Origin of the sequence: Gracilibacillus salitolerans (genome assembly GCF_009650095.1) — a bacterium.
GTDB lineage: Bacteria > Bacillota > Bacilli > Bacillales > Amphibacillaceae > Gracilibacillus > Gracilibacillus salitolerans.
In genome coordinates this window covers 4170693-4189473 of sequence record NZ_CP045915.1, presented here as the reverse complement: position 1 = coordinate 4189473, position 18781 = coordinate 4170693, and the positions used below count along the sequence as shown (strand labels likewise).

Sequence of the window (18781 nt, the reverse complement as noted above, 5' to 3'; positions counted from 1 at the left end):
TGTAAATCCTCTTCCGTTTTAGGTGGAGGATTTACTGTTTGCACCAAGTGCTGAACGACACTATATAAAGGTTTGATAACGTGAGAATGCAGAGATAATAAGCTTTTCTAATATATTGATAACGAATCAAAAGAATGGACTATATCGTTTATCTGTACCTTGAATTATGCTTATTACGAAATAATTTTTAAATCGAAAAAGAAAAGGGAGGACTACATCATTATGTGGGAAAAATCGAAAGCGTTATCATTTTTGCTTATGCTGTTACTTCTATTAGTTGTTGGGTGTTCTAGCAATGAAACATCTAATGAAAAAGAGGAACAAGCCGACGGGGAAGATATTGATCTGAAAGATCCTGAGGAAGTTGAATATCCAGATGAAATTACTTATTGGACTGAATTAAATCCTAGTGTTGCACAAACCTCACAAAGTCTTAATGATGTTGGAGTTTATCAAGAGTTAGAAAAAATAACGGGTACAAAAGTTGAATTCAAACATCCATCAGGAGAAGGTACTGATATAACGGAACAGTTTAATCTTATGATTGCATCAGGAAAGCTACCTGATGTTATTGAGTATAATTGGCGGACAGTTCCGAATGGTCCTGATAAGGCAATTGAGGCGGGTAACATTATACGCTTGAATGAATTAATAGAAAATAATGCACCGAATCTTAATCGTTATTTAAATGAGAACCCAGAAGTTAAGAAAATGGTTACAACTGATGCAGGGAATATTTACACTTTTCCTTTTATTCGTGGGGATGAAAAATTAATGGTATTTATGGGGATGATGATCCGTCAAGATTGGCTGGACAAACTTGATCTAGAAAAACCATCGACGATAAGTGAATGGGAAGAAGTTTTAACAGCTTTCAAAAATGGGGATCCTAACGGAAATGGTGAGATGGATGAAATCCCGCTCATGGTTCAGCCTGATGACTTTAAGTATATTGGAGCATTTGTTGGTGCATATGAAATCCATGCACAATTCTATAACGATAATGGAACTGTTAAATATGGATCCATACAGCCTGAATTTAAAGAATTTTTAACAACGATGAACAAATGGTATGAACAAGGTTTACTTGATCCAGATTTTGCTGCAGTTGATACAAAACTATTGGATGCGAAGGTAACAAATAATCAACTTGGTAGTTTATTTGGTTATACTGGTGGCGGGATAGGTAAATATATGGGGTTAATGGAAGATCAAATTCCTGAATTCACACTTTCTCCGACTCCTCATCCTAGTCTTAAAGAAGGTGAAAAGGCAGCAACAGCTCAACTAGCGCATCCATATGAAGGATATCATAGTGCTTCCATTTCAGGATCAGCTGAGAATCCAGAAGAAATTGTTAAATGGCTTGATTTCGCATACTCTGAGGAAGGACATATGCTCTTTAATTTCGGTGTTGAAGGTGAAAGTTATGAAATGATAGATGGATATCCTACTTACACGGAGGAAATCACTAAGAATCCAGATGGTCTGCCCATGACTCAGGCATTAGGTAAATATATCAGAGCATCTTATGGTGGACCATTGGTGCAAGATGTACGTTACGTAGAGCAATACCTGGAATTGCCTGAACAGCAAGAAGCGGTGGAGATATGGGGGGAAACAGCAGAGAACGAAATTAATATGCCTCCAACCACTTTAAATGCTGATGAAAGTGAAGAGTTTAATTCCATTATGAGCGACTTGGACACTTATTACGACGAAATGGTTGTTAGATTCATAATGGGAGAAGAACCTTTAAGTAACTTTGAAGATTTTGTTGCGACGTTAAAAGGTATGGGTATTGAAAGAGCAATTGAACTTCAACAAGCTGCTTTAGATCGTTATATGGAGAGATAAATAGCATAATTGTACTGTTGTGTTGAGAACATCAACACAACAGTACTACATACATCCATATATGATGGAGAAAGGAGTGGGAAAATGGAAAAGGAAACTGCTTTACAATTGAAACATAAAAGCAGCTTAAGTAAGAAAGTTGCCAGCTTCATAGATAGAGTCAAGAAAGATTTCAAAAGAAATAAAATGATATACTTGATGGTTTCTCCAGTAGTTTTATATTACATTATTTTTCAATATGGACCAATGTATGGGTTGCAAATAGCTTTTAAAGATTATTCACCAGCACTAGGATTTCTAGGTAGTCCATGGGTAGGCTTTGAGCATTTTAAAGAATTTTTTAATAGTTTCTTTTTTTGGCGACTATTAAGGAATACGATTCTTCTTAGTTTTTATAGTTTGCTTTTTGCCTTTCCTGCGGGGATTATACTGGCCCTATTACTTAATGAAGTGAGAAGTAGAATATTCAAACGAACTGTCCAAACCGTGACATACATGCCTCACTTTGTCTCGTTGGTAGTTATAGTGGGTATTTTATATGATTTTACTGCCAGAGATGGTGTGGTTAATGATATTTTAGGATTTTTATTTGGCATCGAGCCGATAGCATTTATGCAACAAGCAGAGTGGTTCAGAACCCTGTTTATTGGATCAGATATTTGGCAAAATGTTGGTTGGAGTTCGATTATTTTTCTTGCTGCTATGTCAAATATTGATCCATCATTGTATGAAGCTGCAAAAATGGATGGAGCTGGACGATTTAAGCAAATGTTTCATATTACTTTACCGGGGATTATGCCGACAGTTGTCATCTTGCTGATTTTGCTAATTGGTAAGTTTATGACAGTAGGTGAAGAAAAAATATTGTTAATGTACAATCCGACAACCTATGAAACGGCAGATGTAATTGGAACTTATGTTTACCGAAAAGGTATCCTGGAAAGTAATTTTAGCTATAGTGCTGCAGTTGGACTGTTTAAGGCATTGATAGCCTTTACGCTATTAGTTATAGCAAATGGAATCGCAAGGAAAGTTGGCGACACTAAATTATGGTAGGAGGGGATCGACAATGCGAAAAACACTAAGGGAGCGTTTGTTTGATTACGGAAACATAATAATTCTTACTCTTTTGTCCCTGGTTACGCTCTACCCGTTACTTTATATTTTATTTGCGTCCCTAAGCGATCCTGCTTATGTTGCGCAAACTAGAGGAATTATGCTTGCTCCAAAGGATTTTACAATTGAAGCTTATAAGATGGTATTTAACAACCCAATGATTGGTATTTCATACCTAAATACCTTAATTTATGTGGTTGCGGGTACTGCTTTAAACATTATTCTAACATCTTTAGGAGCCTATGCTCTTTCCAGAAAAAATGTGATGTGGAGTAACTTGATTATGTTTATGATTGTCTTCACCATGTTTTTTGAAGGAGGACTTATTCCTCTTTATTTACTTGTAAATGAATTGAATTTAATTGATACACGTTGGGCATTAATTCTTCCAACAGCAGTTAGTGCATTTAATTTAATTATTATGCGTACGGCTTTTCAAGGAATTCCAGATAGCTTAGAAGAATCTGCACGTATTGATGGTGCTAATGATTTTACTATCTTGTTTAGAATCGTTTTACCATTATCGCTACCTGTTGTCGCTGTTATGGTATTGTTTTATGGTGTGTTTCATTGGAATTCTTGGTTCCATGCGATGATCTTTTTACAAGACAGGGAGTTATTTCCAGTTCAGTTGATACTCCGTGAAATCTTAATTGCTAACGACACAAGTAGCATGACATCTGGAGTAAGTGCAGTAGATGCTATGCCGATAGGTGAAACGGTTAAGTATGCTACTATTATCGTAGCAACAGTACCAATTCTTTGTTTATATCCTTTCTTACAAAAGTATTTTGTTAAGGGTGTTATGATTGGCGGAATAAAAGGTTAAAAGATTTAAGTATGATGTGAAGAAAGCATATAATTGTGAAGAAGGAGGTGAGCATTCTCCTTCTCTTTTTTGATATAATGGTAGACAGTTTAAAGAAAAACTTTGTAAGAGGGTGGAAAATTACAATGGTAAACAATAAACAGCGAGAATATTGGCTTGAGTCGATGTTAAAAATCGCAAATCCTGTCCTTCTACACTTGAAGGATAGAACATTAAAAAAAGAAATGCCGGTCGAGATGAAGGAAGGAACCAATCGGGAGCAATTTTCCCACCTGGAAGCATTGGCTCGCTTATTAGCAGGCATGGCACCATGGCTTGAACAAGTGTGTGAAAATAGTGACGAAGAGAAGCTCCGAGTAAAATATGCTGAATTAGCAAGAGAAGCAATTGATGCTGGAACAGATCAACACTCACCGGATTACATGAACTTTTCAGATGATTTTCAACCAATTGTAGATACTGCCTTTTTAGCGCATGCCTTGTTAAGAGCACCGAATGAATTATGGGAAAAGCTTGATGCTCGAGTAAAGCAAAATGTGATACTTGCGTTGAAAACTACAAGAACAAGAAAACCGATATTTTCAAACTGGCTATTGTTTTCAGCGATTATTGAAGCATTTTTATACAAAGCCGGTGAAAAAGATTGGGATCCGATGCGGATTGATTATGCTATTAAGCAATTTGAACAATGGTATTTAGGAGATGGTGTTTATAGTGATGGCACGGAGTATCACCATGACTACTACAATAGTTTCGTCATCCATCCGATGTTAGTAGATTTGATAGAAACAGTGGGGGCTGAGTATAGAGATTGGGAAGTGCTTAGGGAATCAATTATCAAAAGGTCACAGCGATATGCGGTGATTCAGGAACGAACGATTTCACCAGAGGGAACTTTTCCTCCTGTCGGTAGGTCTTTAGCCTATCGCTTTGGTGTATTTCAATGTTTAGTTCACCATGCACTTCGAGGTGATTTACCTAATGAATTAAAGCCTGCACAAGTGAGAAGTGCATTAACTACACTTATTAAGAGAACTTTGGAAGCACCTGGAACTTTTACCGAATCAGGATGGTTAACGATTGGATTTTCTGGACACCAACCAGAGATTGGGGAAGGATATATTTCTACAGGTAGTGTTTATTTATGTTCTGCAGTCTTCCTGCCATTGGGATTACAAGAGTCTGATCCGTTTTGGAGTGAGCCATCAATGGAATGGACATCAAAACGAGTATGGTCAGGAAAAGCTATCCCAATCGACCATGCCTTGTAATGTCGGAAACAGGGGAGAGGCACTTTGTCTTAAATGAACCGTCGGCTGTTCAGAATTAAAAGTAGAAAAGGGTAATGATGAAGATAATAGGCTTGTGGATTGAGTTTATTCGATCATTTGAAGAGGTGTATGTGTGGAGCATACACCTCTTTTGATTATTTTCGTTGTATAAGCGCTAGACTTTTGATGAATAAGTCTATAGTAGGAAGACCTTTGGAATTCGCGGCTTCCAGCATCTAATCAAACAATTTATTTACTTGGTATTTGATGTGTATTTGCTGATCATCAATATGGAGAGACGGTGTTGATCCAACTTTACCAATGGCATTAGGAGTAGGAGAATCTGCGGGGATAAATGCTTCCTCAGAACATCCAGACGAAGCAGCTAAATTTGCCCCGGAGGAGGAGCAAGAACCCCAAGCACGCCCCCTCGCTATAGCTCATGCATCATGCTTTGACGAAATCGGTAGGATTCACCATTACGCAAATGAATATGTGAACGGTGTGTTAGTCGATCAAGTAATGCAGCTGTCATTTTTTATCTCCAAATAGAGCTTTGTTAAATGTTTGTGATCACACTTTGGCACTTAAAGTGAATCTCACTTCGAGAAATTTTATTTTCTCATTTCCATTGGTATGTCATGACATGTTGTTAAATAAAGACAATTTGTTAGAATATCGAGAAGATGAAATTGTTCTTGTGAGTTTGTTAATACTGTATCGACAGCTCTTAAAAGTAACATAATAATAAGGGGGGTTGTTAGAATTGAGTACAAAAGAAGAAGTATTAAGATTAATTAAAGATTTACCTGATGGCGTAACTATTGAAGATGTAATGAGAGAATTATATATAAGATCAACGATAGATAAAGGAATACAAGTACTCAATTCTGGAAAAGTCGTTTCTCATGAACAAGTTAAGGAGAAATTTGGGAAAAGGCTGTATTAAGATGGGCAGAATCAGCTGTAAAGGATTTAGAAAAGATAGTCGATAGAAGTTGTTCGAATTATTCATAGTGCTAAAAATTTCAAAGATATAAACAAATAGACATCATGGCGCTAAATGATTTAGGGCTGTGATGTTTTATTTGTATTTCGAAAGTTGTAAGAGCTAGGGCTTGATAAGTATATACATTTTTAGTCCTATTGATCATTTTTTGGGACATCGGGAACAACTTAGCCTTTAGCGACTTTAAATTGGATTCCATGCCAGGTATTGATCTTGTAACAGGTTCAACTTTATGCACAAACGGACTGAAAAGGCATTAGAAATAGACGTAAAGGTTTACAAAGGATAATGGCTCACCTTTTGTCTGTTCAGGTTATGTTGTTATGCTGAATACAGTAACAAACAATCGCAATGATTAAGGTATATGAAAACGAGAACCCCTCTGTTGCACACATTGCTCTTGTAAAATAATGTTAAGTGAGTTAGTATGTAATTACATACTAATGTATAAAATGTAGTTTGAATAATAATAATAATAGAAAGGAGAATAAAAAGAAATGAGTGTGGATTACATGAGTAAAAAAGAAGTTCGTAAGGTCGTTCAAACTGGAAACAGTTTAAGTGTTGGATTACCAAAAAAAATCATTGATTCTTTAAATATTAAGCGTGGTGATGAAATCGAATTTGATGTAAAAGATAATCAGATTGTTTTAAAGAAAAAACGAAATTGGGAACAAGAAGTAGATGCGGAAATGCTAGAGATGCTTGCCGAAACTTTTGAAGAACATAATGAAGTTTTTGAGAGATTAAAGGATAGATAAATGAGTATTCAGTATTTGAGAGCAAAAGATGTCGTGTTGATTCACTTTATGGTTATGAAAAAGTATGGAAAAGGAGAGCAAGCAGGGATTAAAGACCAGGGATTGCTAGAGTCAGCGGTATACCGTTCTCAGCAATCAGCTTTCGGGGTAGATGCTTACCCTACACTTTTTGATAAAGCAGCTGCATTATTTGAATCATTAGCTAGAAATCATTGTTTCTATAATGGAAATAAGCGAACAGCTTTGGCATCTCTAGAAATATTTTTGAAAAAGAATGGCTATAAATTAATAAAGAACGATGATGAAGTGGAAACATTTACAGTAGCAGTTGCACAAGGAAACGCAACGAAATCTGATATAATTGGATGGCTGAAAGTGAATACAGTAGAATACTAGTTAAGAAACACCGTTGAGAAACAAACTAGATGACAACATAGCCGATCCTTCTCAAGTGTTCCATATATGGTTATTGCCCCAAGTCATCGAACAGGCATCTATGAGCCTTGGTGCTGGGCCAATTCGCACCTTTTTCCAAGTAACGATTCCAAACATTAAGCCTGGTATTATGGCTGGAGCAGTATTTGCGGGCGTGACATCATTTGGGGAGGTTTTTGTAAGTGTTTTTGTAACTTCACCTCAATTTGTCACTGTTCCCGTACGAATATTTAATTATGTGGAACAAACCTTTGATCCTGTTATTAATGCCGTTTCGGTTGTATTTATTCTTATTGCAGTGATTGCTTTAATCATCATTGAAAAAACAATTAGTTTAACAAAAGCATTTTAAGCCCTTTGAAAGTTATGGAGAACTTCACTGGTTTAGCACAGCGTTCAACTGTATAACTTTAGGGTAGCTTATTTACAATAAAAGGTACAGTTGAACGTTTAGGCTCTGATTTGGCGTTTCTTCCTTGTTTTCCATTTCTGGGTCAGAAGTCCGGTCTCGACAAGGCCCTTCAATAGCACAATGATGGCCATGAGCTTCAACCATAACACCACATCAGGCTGGAAAACAGTCAAGACTTGCCAAATAGGAATTACAGAAGTATACGTCATAATGACTATCAAACATGGCCAGATGAAATGCAGAATAAATACAAGAGCTAAACGCCACACCCATTCATATCTCTTAGATGTACGCTGTTGTGCCAGACGAAGATAACGTTGCCCGGTTCTTATTAAAGCCAGTGCCAACCATCCGCTCAATAGTACAACTGCTCCGTTCAATAGCCAATACCTCTGATTGATACTAAGCCTATAGTCTGTTAATGGTTGCTCCGTCATTATGTTCATGACGTCTGATGCGATATCGGTAGCCATGGAATATTCCGTATCGGGCAGAGCATCGAGCACACTGACCACATTGGCAAGTACGATCACACCGATTCGTTGTTCAGGCGAAAACCAGATGTGCGATTGGAATCCGGGTGTCCCTCCGGCATGTCCGATTACTGCGACACCGTTGATCTCGTCAAAGAGCCACCCCATGCCGTATGTGTTGGAAATCGGTTCTGTTTGCATCAGACGGACGCTTTTTGAAGAGAGTACACTTGCGTCTCTAAATCGTCCCCCGTTCATTTGTGCAATGAGATAATGACTCATGTTTTCCGCACTAGAAATGATAAATCCGGCGGGCAAATCTCCTGCTTGGAACACATCTTCTCCTGTATATTCTACTGTGAAACCAAACCATCTGCGGTGTGGTGAAGCAAGGCCATTACGTAAAGCTTCATCTTGTGATAAGAAGCTTTTGTGCATGGCCAAAGTCTCGAAGATATGTTCCTTTACATAATCTTCATAGGGCTGTCCGGAGGCTTTCTCCACGATGTACCCTAGTAGGACGTAATTGGCATTCGCATAACCGTATTCTCCAACCGGGCGGGCAAGCCCCATCCCGTTTGAGTAAGTAAGAGCAGCCTTTTTTAAGGTGGTATTCCCTTGATCCTCTGAGGTTTCACCATTAGGTGTGTAAGGAGGCAATCCGCTTGTTTGGTTCAACAAATGACGTACCGTAATTACGTCCTGATACGAATCCTCTGTCATTTTTACATGGAAAGAAGGGATGTAATGCTGAACCGGAGCATCCAGATCGATCTTACCTGCCTCGACCAACTGCAATACAGCAGTTGCCGTAATCGATTTGCTATTTGAACCGATCACAAAGGGCGTCTCGGAGGTAACCTCCCGCCCGGAAGAGTCCGCACGTCCGTATCCGTTCACATACACAACTTGATCTCCATTGACTATTCCCAACGCCAACCCGGGTATATTCTGCTCTTGCATCTGAGTTTTTATGTACGCATCTATAGAAGATTGAAACGATGCTTCTTGTACCGTTTCCGTGTCTGATACTGAAGTAAGCAACCGATGTCCATCGAACCATAATATGAAGACATAAAGTATACTAATTAATACGGTTGCCAATATCGCTGTTAATTTAATATTCATTCCATAATCCTCCAAGTCGTGTAGCTTTAGAATAAAGTTTGATCGAAAACAAAACACAAACTTGCATTATAGGGAAAACACTAAGAATCCATCTGGAAAAAGGTCGAACAAAATGGATTCTATAGTTTTGAATACAGATCGAATTTTAATGAAAATATTTAACCTTTTGTTATGTTGAACAGAAGCATCCGATAGTCTTTACAAACGTCTTTGTTTACTTTCGAATCCGGTTTGTTGATATACAGATAGACTGTTACATCCACTTGTTCATGTATCCATTGTGTTTATTGTACGCTAAATATAAGATAAACGACTAAAACCTCTTGCATAAAAAGTTCTAGGTTTGATGGATTACTTTATACCAGATTTCAACTTGCTGTTTGGTCTCAATCGTCCGCAGTTTCTCAAGATTTATTTCAAGTTCTTCCAGATGCTCAAAAAGTAGTAGTCCCTTGCCAAGCAAAATAGGGGCTATCGTTATTTGTAATTCATCCACTAAGCCTGCTTTAAGCAATTGACGACCGACGCTAACCCCCATCACCGCGACATCCTTACCCTTGGCAGCGATTTTGGCTTGTTTTATAGCACTTTCAATCCCATCAGTCACAAAGGTAATTGTTAATTTATCGTTTTCCTTGGGATGCTTAGCCGGTGGTTTTTTAGTCAGAACAAATAAGGGCACCTGGAATTCATATGAATCAGCATAAGAATCGGTATCGCCTCCCGCCTCAAAGCTATTACGTCCCATTACTACAGCTCCGGTATTTTGCAACATTGCCGCCAGTTCTTCATTCGGCTCAAAGCTGGCAAAGAGCATATCAAAATTGCCTTTTCTGTCGTTGACGAATCCATCAAGAGATAAAGTCATGCCAAAATATACTTTTGTCATATCTATTCCTCCATATTTCTTTACCACGGTGCTAATCGTCCGTAAAACCTCACTGATCAGTCACACTTTATGTTTTTGGGTGCTTGTCAAGGAAGTCGCCAAGCTTCTTGAAATGGTCATCCATAAATCATTCTCCGCATCAGAATATCCGGATGGTGAGTACAAACCAATTTGATCATCATATCTAAGGTCCGAATGGTTAACTCGGTTAACTTGGCAAGTTCGCCAACTTTCCAGTATTTTTTACCTGCAGTGGTCATCTCCTCATTTCACGCAATTATTTTTACCAGTGAATTTAATATACATCGTTACGTCACGTAAGGGCCAAGTTTAAAATAAAAATTATTTTAAAGCGTTTAAAAGGAAAGGAGAGGACAATCTGGTTTCAAGATTACCACATACGTCTGATGAAAATTTCTTTTCGATTGCTCAATATCAAATAAGGAGAAGTCTCTTCTAACCTTAGCATTTTTACTTCCTATATAGAAATTCATCATTAAAAAATACTTTAGATTCGGTTCATAAAGGAAAAAGGCACTTGTCACTCATCAATAGAAATGCAATATTGTGAATAAGTTCACTTAAATTATTGGGTGTAATTGTTGAATAAGGATTAAAAGGTTGATACATAAAAAAACGCTGCTAATCGTCCGTAAAACCCCCACTGATGGAAATCATACTTTATATGAATGATTTTTTCCTTGACAGATTTATTCCTGTAATGGTATATTCCTATCGTGGAATATTCGTAATAAAAAAGGAGGTGTTCGAATGGAAAAATGAAAACTAAAATCTTAAGCGCTCTTGCCGAGCCCAGTAGGTTAAAGAATGTAGATTTACTGCTCGAGGGCCCGCTAACGGTCAGTGAAATCGTGGATACGCTTCACATTCGCCAACCTCAGGCATCCAAACATCTTCGTGTACTGCATGAAGCGGGAGTAGTTGAGTTTGATGCAGAAGCGAATCGTCGCATCTATAAGCTACGATCGGAGCCTTTTAAAGAATTAGATTCATGGTTAGAACAATACCGTGAACTGTGGGAGGAAAGATTCAAAAACTTGGATCGTTATTTGCAAGATCTACAAAAGAATGGAAACAAAGAGAATGATAACTAAAATTACTGGAGGGATTAAAATGTCAGCTCAAGTCGAAATAACCCATACTTTCAATGCTCCACGAGAACTAGTGTTCAAGGCATTTACCGAATCAGAACATTTACAAAACTGGTGGGGTCCAACAGGTTGGACGTTTAATGTTACTAAATCAGATTTCCGACCGGGAGGTGTCTTTCATTACAGCCAGAAACCTGCTGATGGTGATGTAATGTGGGTTAAATTTGTATACAATGAAATTATTGCACCAGAGAAAATCGTTTACACCAGTTTCTTTTCTGATGAGGAAGGTAACATTGTTCGTGCACCCTTTGACGAAAATTGGCCCTTGGAAACTCTGAATACAATGACTTTTACCGAGGATGAGGGTAAAACAACCCTTACAGCGGTAATAACTCCAGCATCAGCAACCGAAGAGGAAATTAAAACCTTTAGAGAATCAAAAGATATGATTTATGAAGGATTTTCAGGAACTTTCAATCAATTAGAAGATTATTTATCAAAGGAAGCAAAATAAGGCAGACCATGTAAAGAAAATCACCGACTAACTTATCGATTGTTTTCTTTTTGAGGTAAAGAATATAAATAATATTTAGGTCTAATAAAATTTAAAAATTCACTTGGTTTAGTAGTGGATCCGTAATTTGGAAAGATTTCCGATACGCTAAATTCACCGATAGTACTAGATAAGAGCTTACCGCGATGACAGCTAGTGGCACAAAAGATGATGAACATAGTCCAATAAAAAAGGATCCGATCGTCAAAGCGACGATCGGATCCTTTTTCGTTATTATTGGCTGGCTATGTCCTAACCTCATGATAGAATTCAAGTCTAAGACGTTGCAAAAAATGCGATCTTGTGGTAAATTTATATAGGTATGCATTGTATTATTAAAAAATATTATATTATCCCTATTTTAATTATACAATGTGATCGTTATATTTGTCAACCCTTTTTATAATCTTTTCAAAGGAGTGTTTGCTATGAGTTTGGAATTTCAGCAGGAGCAAAAACGATTGGACAGTGTTATGGAGACAATTGAGGAGGAAATCAACAGATTGGAAGCTGAAACTTCTAGGCGCAAAAACGAGGTGGTTGATATCCGCAAACACTTTTGGGATGAAGTCAAGGTGAATACGGATACCTTTGATGATTACCTAGAGACCATCATCGGATTGAGGCAAGAGGCACAAGCTCTGTCCGTAAGCCAAAGCAGCCATAGACACGCATCCAAGAGATTGTCCACATTAAGCCGTATGCAGGAGGTTCCTTATTTCGGCCGGATCGATTTTATGGAAGAAGGTACTTCCACTCCGGAACAAATCTATATTGGTATCTCCACGCTGCGTGATTCTAGTGGCGAAGATTTCCTTATCTATGACTGGAGGGCTCCGGTCTCGAGTGTCTACTACGATTACCAGCCCGGTCCGGCTAAGTATAAAACCCCCGAAGGCGTAATTGAAGGCATATTGGAGAAAAAGTGGCAATATCTTACACGTGGCGGCGTTCTTCAATCGATGTTCGATACGAGCCTCACCATTGGAGACGAGATTTTACAGCAGGTTCTGGGCAAAGGTACCGACAAACAAATGCACAATATAGTAGCTACCATTCAACAGGAGCAAAATAAGATCATCCGCCATGACCATGGGAGGTTGCTTATTGTTCACGGTGCAGCAGGGAGTGGCAAGACATCGGCTGCCATGCAACGAATTGCTTATTTGCTCTACAAATATCGAGAACGTTTGAATGCTGATCAAATCATTCTTTTTTCGCCTAATGCCATGTTTAGCAGCTACGTGTCCAATGTGCTACCAGAACTTGGTGAAGAGAATATGCAACAGGTCACATTTCAGGAATACTTGAATCGTCGTTTGAGTAAAGATTTTCAAGTTGAAAATCCCTACGAGCAATTGGAATATGTTTTAACTGCAACAAATACTCCATCGTACAGGTCAAGGCTTGCGAGCATCCGTTTTAAAGCATCTACCCGTTTTTTTGAGGCAATCCAATTATATAGACAATCACTAGAATTATCAGGCATGCTATTTAAGAACATTACTTTTAGAGGAAAACCAATCGTTACAGCACAACAAATAGCAGAAAGATTTTACAGTCATGACACTTCACTCGACTTCCATAATAGACTTGAAAAATTGAAGGATTGGCTAATAAAAAACATAAATGAGGTTCAAAGGATCGAAAGGACAAAATCATGGGTAGAGGAAGAAATCGAGCTACTTAGTGACGATGAATACCATAAGGCACGCGTCTACTTAGCAGAAAAACGAGGCTATAAAAGAGAAGCGATTGCCGACTATGAGGTCGAGCCAGAAGCACTTGCCCAATTGATTGTTCACCAAAAATTGAAGCCGTTACGAAAGCGAGTCCGAGCGTTTCATTTTGTTGATTTTAAGGGGACATACAAGCAGCTTTTTGCTGATTCCTTACAGATCAATCATTGGATTGAAGGAGAGACACCGGAGGAGTGGGCGTCTATTTGTCAGGCGACACTGGAAATGCTAGATGAAGATAAACTATTTTATGAGGATGCTACTCCGTTTTTACTTTTGAAAGATCTGATTCAAGGCTTTCAGACGAACAGCTCAATCAAACACATCGTTGTTGATGAGGCACAGGATTATTCCCCATTTCAATTTGAGTTTTTGAGGCGTTTGTTTCCTGCGGCCAGTATGACAGTGCTCGGCGACTTTAATCAGGCAATATTCACCCACGCTAGCGAAACGGTTGATTTCAACAAACTTACCAGCCTTTACGGATCGGATCAAACGGAAGTGATCAATATAGCACGAAGCTACCGATCTACCAAACCGATTATTGAGTTTACACGAAGACTCGTTCCTAATGGAGAAAAAATAATTCCTTTTGAACGCTTCGGTGAGCTCCCCGTACTGAAACAAGTAGCTGATCACGTAGAACTGCACAGCTCTATTGCCTCCAAAGTCGCAGGTTTACGAAGTCTAGGGCTTAATAGTATTGCGATAATATGCAAGTCTGCTGAGGAAAGTATAAGTGCATATGAATCCCTGGCCAGCATCAATGAAATTAAACTCTTAAAGAGCAACTCGATTGAATATGAGCAAGGAGTAGTTGTAGTACCGTCGTATTTGTCCAAGGGTATCGAATTCGATGCTGTCATTATTTATGATGCATCGGAGCAAGTATACGGTGATGAGAGCCTGCGCAGAGTTTTCTACACTGCCTGCACCAGAGCTATGCATTATTTACAGCTTTACAGCGTAGGTAAACCGAGCATGTTTTTACAAAACGTATTGCGGGAGGGTTTCATCCAAGCTTGATTTAATTGGATTTTTAAGATAAACAAACGTTCCTAAAACAATCCGGTGCTTTGCGCTATGTTTCCTATTTTTAATCATCAATTATCAACAAAATCACAAAATTAAATTTAAAACTTAAGTTAATATCAGCTTTTTCATATATAAACAGTTTAAAAGTCTCCTCTATAGTATATTAGAATTTGTATATAGAGGAGGCTTTTTTTATACAAGTTTCCGGTATCCAATTTTCTTAAGGATTACAGCCACACATTTTTATTCTTTAAATTTGACAATAAAATTATTCATTTTGACAATAATACTTGTCAAAATGATAAGAATAGTATACAGTGATTTTGTGTTATCAAATTTCTCGTTTATGTAATGGTGAATAAGATAAAAAACATGCGAGGTGACAAGATGAAGACTAGACTGAAAGAATTACGTGCAAGAGATGGACTGAATCAAACAGAACTTGCTAAACGAACAAAAGTCTCGCGTCAAACGATTAGTTTGATTGAACGTGAGGAATTAATGCCCTCTCTCCTCATAGCAATGAGGTTATCACATATCTTTGATGAACCAATTGATAATATTTTTATATTTAAGGAGGAAGATTTAGTATGAAAACTTTTGGGAAATTCTTTATAGGAGCCGTTTTTGGTTTTTTTATTGTGTATGCTTTTTTAGATTTAGAATTTGGAGTAACGATATTAGAGATCGCTTATGAATTGACATGGATTCTAGGAGGAGTCTCTCTGATTTTGCTAGTGCTAGCTATGATAGGGATGCTGCAAATCAAACGAAAGGCATCGAGCTCTTTAGAAGGAGAAGAAGAAGATGTTCGTGATAAATGGCAATATCAAAAATTTAGTGATGTTTCATTAGCGGGGAATAGCAGTATGATCTTTTCCATTATAACATTAAGTATAGTACTAGTAACCAACCAAGAAATATTACTGGCTATTTTCGCTTCAATTCTTGTAATGCTTACTGGCGCAAGTTCATTTGTAATGCCATATTTATTAAAAGTGATGTATCCTGAACGAGACCTTCCGGAAGCATCAGATAAAGATTACACGAAAAAGCTTCTTGCTTCGTCTGATGAAGGAGAGCGACATGTGATGTTGGAAGGACTTTATTATACGTTTAACAGCACAAATCTACTACTTGTAGGTGCAATGATTATTTTAACGGTCTATTCCGTTAGCTCTGAACATTCACAACTATTTGCTATTTTCATTATTGGACTCATCCTGATTACTATCAACATGCAGTATATTTTAAAGATACGTAATAAGTGAGTGATGCTGCCAATGGAAGGCAGCATTTTGTCACTAATGGAAACCAAATTGGTGTTATGCATTTAAGAGAGCATTTTGAAGCAATAATCAAACAGAATCTATTGATTATATCCAGGAAAAAGTCTTTAAGTAAAATAGAAGTGATTTTTTTTAGATTTTAAGGAAATAACGAACTAGATGACCACACCTGATATAAAACTTTCGTATCTTCCATATATATGGATTGAAGAATTCCTGTTTCCTTTTTGTTAATTTGTTATAATAATTATACAAGATGAAACAAAATGGATGGAAGCAGGTGATTTAATTGGAACACAGGGTAGTTCAGGATCTGCTTGAATTAGTCAATCAATCATTTGATGATAAAAGACTATTTCTAGGTAAAACAACAGACGAAACATTTTCGATCGTAAAGATGTTAGGAGAAGATGGTAGAGAAGTAGAAGAGTTTAGTAACCTTACTATGGATCTTAAAGAATCCTTTTGTCAGCTTATCTATCTTGGTGAACAAGAACCATTAATCATTAACGACACAAGTAAACACCCTGTTACCAAAGGCTTGGCTATTACGGCTCAAGCAAATGTAGGGGCTTATATGGGTGTCCCTGTTTTTTATAAAGATGGAAAAATGTTTGGTACTCTCTGTGTAATAGGTTCAGAAGCAGTATCTTTTACAGAAGAGGATGAAGAGATTCTTGAAAAATTCTCTCGTCTTTTTTCATATGTACTAGAGCTTGAGAAATTAGCAAGTATTGATAGTTTAACAAACTTGCACAATAGACATTATTTGTATGAAAATTTCCCGGATATCAAAAATAAAAAAGCGATCATGTTACTTGACTTGGATAATTTTAAAGAAGTGAATGATACATATGGTCATGATGTGGGCGACTTGGTGTTAAAAGAAGCTGCAAGTCGAATTAATCTGCAAATCGGAAGTAATGATACATTAGCTCGAATTGGCGGGGATGAGTTTGCCATTGTGATAACGGAGGAAAATAAGAAACCGCTGGCAGCTATTGCGACTGACATTATTCATGCTTTATCGGAATGGAACAATTACCCTGTCGCTGTTTCGATTTCTGCCAGTATCGGAATAAGTATGATCGATGAAGAAAATGTGACAAATATTCAAATAGCATTAAAAGAGGCAGACACTGCGATGTATGAAGCGAAAAGGAATGGAAAAAAAACTTTTATTTTTGAAACGTGTTAAAATTCAATTCGCCGAGATCCATCCGCCTAACCAAACGTTCAATCTATTTGGGCGTTTTTTTTTTTGTAGTGAACGAACCATGACATAACTGTTATTTTAATCATCAAAATAATGATCTATTGTTGGCTTTTAGTAATTTGAATAGAAATCTATTATGAGGGAAAAGTAATTGCAAATTAAAATATGGGAGGAATAAAAATGGAGGAACTAGGTAAGAAAATCGATAAACTTACAAACCAAGTAACTGACTTAAGAATAGAGTTATGGACCACTTACACATTATTCACCTGGCAATGGTGGGTACTACTTGTTGCCTGCATCATAATGTTGGTACTATTCTTTTTATTTATCAAGAAAGAGAGACTTCTCTCCTCCATTGCATACCTCGGAATCATCTACATATTAAATAAAAACTTAGATGATGTTGCAACAGCAATGGACTGGTATGATTATCGAATGCAACTCGAGCCGATTATCCCAACAATGTTACCTGCTAATCTCTTTATCATTCCAATTGGACTTACCTTACTATACGACAGATTTAAGAAGTGGAAATCATATTTGATTGCTTTAGCCTTAGTTTCCGCTTTTATATCTTACGTTGCTCTTCCCATGATGAAAACCGTAGATATCTACCTTGAAAAAAGTTGGAATGCCAATTGGTCTTTTATAAGTCTGGTCTTAATTGCTGTAATTTCTAAGACAGTAATAGATAAAGTTAAATTAAAATATAATAATTCAAGTGATTTATAGGGCTACCTTTTTCAGAAATACTATTAATATCTACTCCATATTCAATAAACCTGCCCTGAATAAGAAGCAATGTTTATATCGTGATCTTAGATAACCTAAGTGTATCTAGGTTTCAGTATTTTGTATTAGGTTTCCTTAAAACTATACAAAAGAAACAAAAACTTCAATCTTTTTCATGGTTACATTTTAATAATAAAACCATTGTCATTAATGATTTCATCTACTATTTCTGCTGTATGTTTCAGAGTAGTATCATAAAGAAATGGTTTATTTGAGGGACTTGATTCCAGTTTGTTTAACAAAAATAGAGAGCGATCTAATGAATCATTGTCTCCCCTCGCATGTATACGTTCGATTAGTTTTTCTTTATCTGCTCTTAATACGATATATTTTAGTATCACCTGTAAATCGGTTATTTGTTTACAAAACCACTCAAGTTCATCTTCTACTACAAAGTCAATGACGACATTGAAATCATGTTGAATAAAATTCTTTGTTAAAGTAAGGATATTCTCCCATGTTAGGCTTAAACGATCCTCCCATGATGTTTCTGAATCACAATCAAACATATGTAATATATTGTCCCCTTCAATAAGAACACAATTTTCAATAATTTGAGCGATATTTTTTGAAGTGGTTGATTTTCCAACCCCGATTGGACCTGAAATGAGGTAAATAATATTACTTTTGTTTTGACCTAACAATGGTAACATCCTTCCTAAACCAACTATTAATTATAAACAGCATATCATATTCCAACTAATGTATTTTTAAAAGTTTTTCTTAGTGATTTTTACCGATTCGAGTAACATTACATAATCCAAACCAAGTAAGAAATCGCTTCCTCGCTTTTAATTTTCTTTGGGAAAATTAAAAGCAGAAGTAGCAAAAATATATTAATAAAAAAGATAGTGAGAAA

Annotated in this window: 19 protein-coding genes and 1 pseudogene; 16 read left to right on the top strand and 4 right to left on the bottom strand. The window is 37.0% G+C overall.

All coding sequences use genetic code 11. The features are described 5' to 3' along the window. Positions 1-222 precede the first annotated feature (222 nt). The 4 genes from GI584_RS19810 to GI584_RS19795 all read left to right on the top strand — a co-directional run bounded on the left by GI584_RS19810 (position 223) and on the right by GI584_RS19795 (position 5073). Positions 223-1857 carry an extracellular solute-binding protein gene (locus GI584_RS19810; RefSeq protein ID WP_153792328.1) on the top strand — a complete coding sequence of 545 codons (1635 nt, stop codon included), beginning with the start codon at positions 223-225 and terminating at the stop codon, positions 1855-1857. Positions 1858-1941: 84 nt separating this feature from the next. Next, positions 1942-2913 (top strand): ABC transporter permease, encoded by a 972-nt coding sequence (locus GI584_RS19805; RefSeq protein ID WP_153792327.1) that lies wholly within the window; start codon positions 1942-1944, stop codon positions 2911-2913. 13 nt (positions 2914-2926) lie between these two features. After that, positions 2927-3802 carry a carbohydrate ABC transporter permease gene (locus tag GI584_RS19800; protein ID WP_100359115.1) on the top strand — a complete coding sequence of 292 codons (876 nt, stop codon included), beginning with the start codon at positions 2927-2929 and terminating at the stop codon, positions 3800-3802. Positions 3803-3927: 125 nt separating this feature from the next. After that, on the top strand, positions 3928-5073 hold the full coding sequence (locus GI584_RS19795) for a DUF2264 domain-containing protein (protein WP_153793028.1): 1146 nt from the start codon (positions 3928-3930) through the stop codon (positions 5071-5073). Between the two features lie 433 nt (positions 5074-5506). On the opposite strand, the pseudogene GI584_RS24115 reads toward GI584_RS19795, so the two are convergent. Beyond that, positions 5507-5611 (bottom strand): annotated as a pseudogene (locus tag GI584_RS24115) (ATP-binding protein); the annotation flags it as partial. A 228-nt stretch (positions 5612-5839) separates the two neighbouring features. Here GI584_RS24115 and GI584_RS19790 point away from each other — a divergent pair. From GI584_RS19790 to GI584_RS19775, 4 genes are all read left to right on the top strand, one after another. Then, positions 5840-6022: a hypothetical protein gene (locus GI584_RS19790; RefSeq protein ID WP_153792326.1), complete on the top strand. Its 183-nt coding sequence runs from the start codon at positions 5840-5842 to the stop codon at positions 6020-6022. Positions 6023-6579: 557 nt separating this feature from the next. Continuing rightward, positions 6580-6843: an AbrB/MazE/SpoVT family DNA-binding domain-containing protein gene (locus GI584_RS19785; protein ID WP_153792325.1), complete on the top strand. Its 264-nt coding sequence runs from the start codon at positions 6580-6582 to the stop codon at positions 6841-6843. Continuing rightward, on the top strand, positions 6844-7239 hold the full coding sequence (locus GI584_RS19780; RefSeq protein ID WP_153792324.1) for a type II toxin-antitoxin system death-on-curing family toxin: 396 nt from the start codon (positions 6844-6846) through the stop codon (positions 7237-7239). Positions 7240-7252: 13 nt separating this feature from the next. Further along, the gene (locus GI584_RS19775; RefSeq protein WP_228552287.1) at positions 7253-7630 is read left to right on the top strand and encodes an ABC transporter permease; all 378 of its coding nucleotides are present in this window, start codon (positions 7253-7255) and stop codon (positions 7628-7630) included. Positions 7631-7728: 98 nt separating this feature from the next. On the opposite strand, the gene GI584_RS19770 is transcribed toward GI584_RS19775, so the two are convergent. Both GI584_RS19770 and GI584_RS19765 read right to left on the bottom strand, forming a co-directional pair. Beyond that, a complete protein-coding gene (locus GI584_RS19770) occupies positions 7729-9291 on the bottom strand; it encodes a serine hydrolase domain-containing protein (RefSeq protein ID WP_153792323.1) in 1563 nt (520 codons plus the stop codon). Between the two features lie 337 nt (positions 9292-9628). Then, positions 9629-10180 (bottom strand): dihydrofolate reductase family protein, encoded by a 552-nt coding sequence (locus tag GI584_RS19765; protein ID WP_153792322.1) that lies wholly within the window; start codon positions 10178-10180, stop codon positions 9629-9631. Between the two features lie 779 nt (positions 10181-10959). Between GI584_RS19765 and GI584_RS19760 the strand changes: the two genes are divergently transcribed. The 8 genes from GI584_RS19760 to GI584_RS19725 all read left to right on the top strand — a co-directional run bounded on the left by GI584_RS19760 (position 10960) and on the right by GI584_RS19725 (position 17862). Continuing rightward, positions 10960-11295 (top strand): ArsR/SmtB family transcription factor, encoded by a 336-nt coding sequence (locus GI584_RS19760; protein WP_153792321.1) that lies wholly within the window; start codon positions 10960-10962, stop codon positions 11293-11295. Positions 11296-11314: 19 nt separating this feature from the next. Beyond that, positions 11315-11809: an SRPBCC domain-containing protein gene (locus GI584_RS19755; protein WP_153792320.1), complete on the top strand. Its 495-nt coding sequence runs from the start codon at positions 11315-11317 to the stop codon at positions 11807-11809. 185 nt (positions 11810-11994) lie between these two features. Beyond that, positions 11995-12168: a hypothetical protein gene (locus GI584_RS19750; protein WP_153792319.1), complete on the top strand. Its 174-nt coding sequence runs from the start codon at positions 11995-11997 to the stop codon at positions 12166-12168. 108 nt (positions 12169-12276) lie between these two features. Continuing rightward, positions 12277-14613 carry an RNA polymerase recycling motor HelD gene (helD, locus tag GI584_RS19745; protein WP_153792318.1) on the top strand — a complete coding sequence of 779 codons (2337 nt, stop codon included), beginning with the start codon at positions 12277-12279 and terminating at the stop codon, positions 14611-14613. Between the two features lie 396 nt (positions 14614-15009). Continuing rightward, positions 15010-15216: a helix-turn-helix transcriptional regulator gene (locus GI584_RS19740; protein ID WP_153792317.1), complete on the top strand. Its 207-nt coding sequence runs from the start codon at positions 15010-15012 to the stop codon at positions 15214-15216. Then, positions 15213-15893 (top strand): DUF3169 family protein, encoded by a 681-nt coding sequence (locus tag GI584_RS19735; RefSeq protein ID WP_153792316.1) that lies wholly within the window; start codon positions 15213-15215, stop codon positions 15891-15893. The genes GI584_RS19740 and GI584_RS19735 overlap by 4 nt, the downstream gene beginning before the upstream one ends. A 307-nt stretch (positions 15894-16200) precedes the next feature. Beyond that, positions 16201-17109: a sensor domain-containing diguanylate cyclase gene (locus GI584_RS19730; RefSeq protein WP_153792315.1), complete on the top strand. Its 909-nt coding sequence runs from the start codon at positions 16201-16203 to the stop codon at positions 17107-17109. 198 nt (positions 17110-17307) lie between these two features. After that, entirely contained in the window at positions 17308-17862 is a 555-nt protein-coding gene (locus tag GI584_RS19725; protein ID WP_194842054.1) for a hypothetical protein, read from the top strand. Positions 17863-18041: 179 nt separating this feature from the next. On the opposite strand, the gene GI584_RS19720 is transcribed toward GI584_RS19725, so the two are convergent. After that, positions 18042-18575, bottom strand: coding sequence for a P-loop nucleotide/nucleoside kinase family protein (locus tag GI584_RS19720; protein WP_153792313.1), 534 nt, complete (start codon positions 18573-18575; stop codon positions 18042-18044). Positions 18576-18781: the final 206 nt, after the last annotated feature.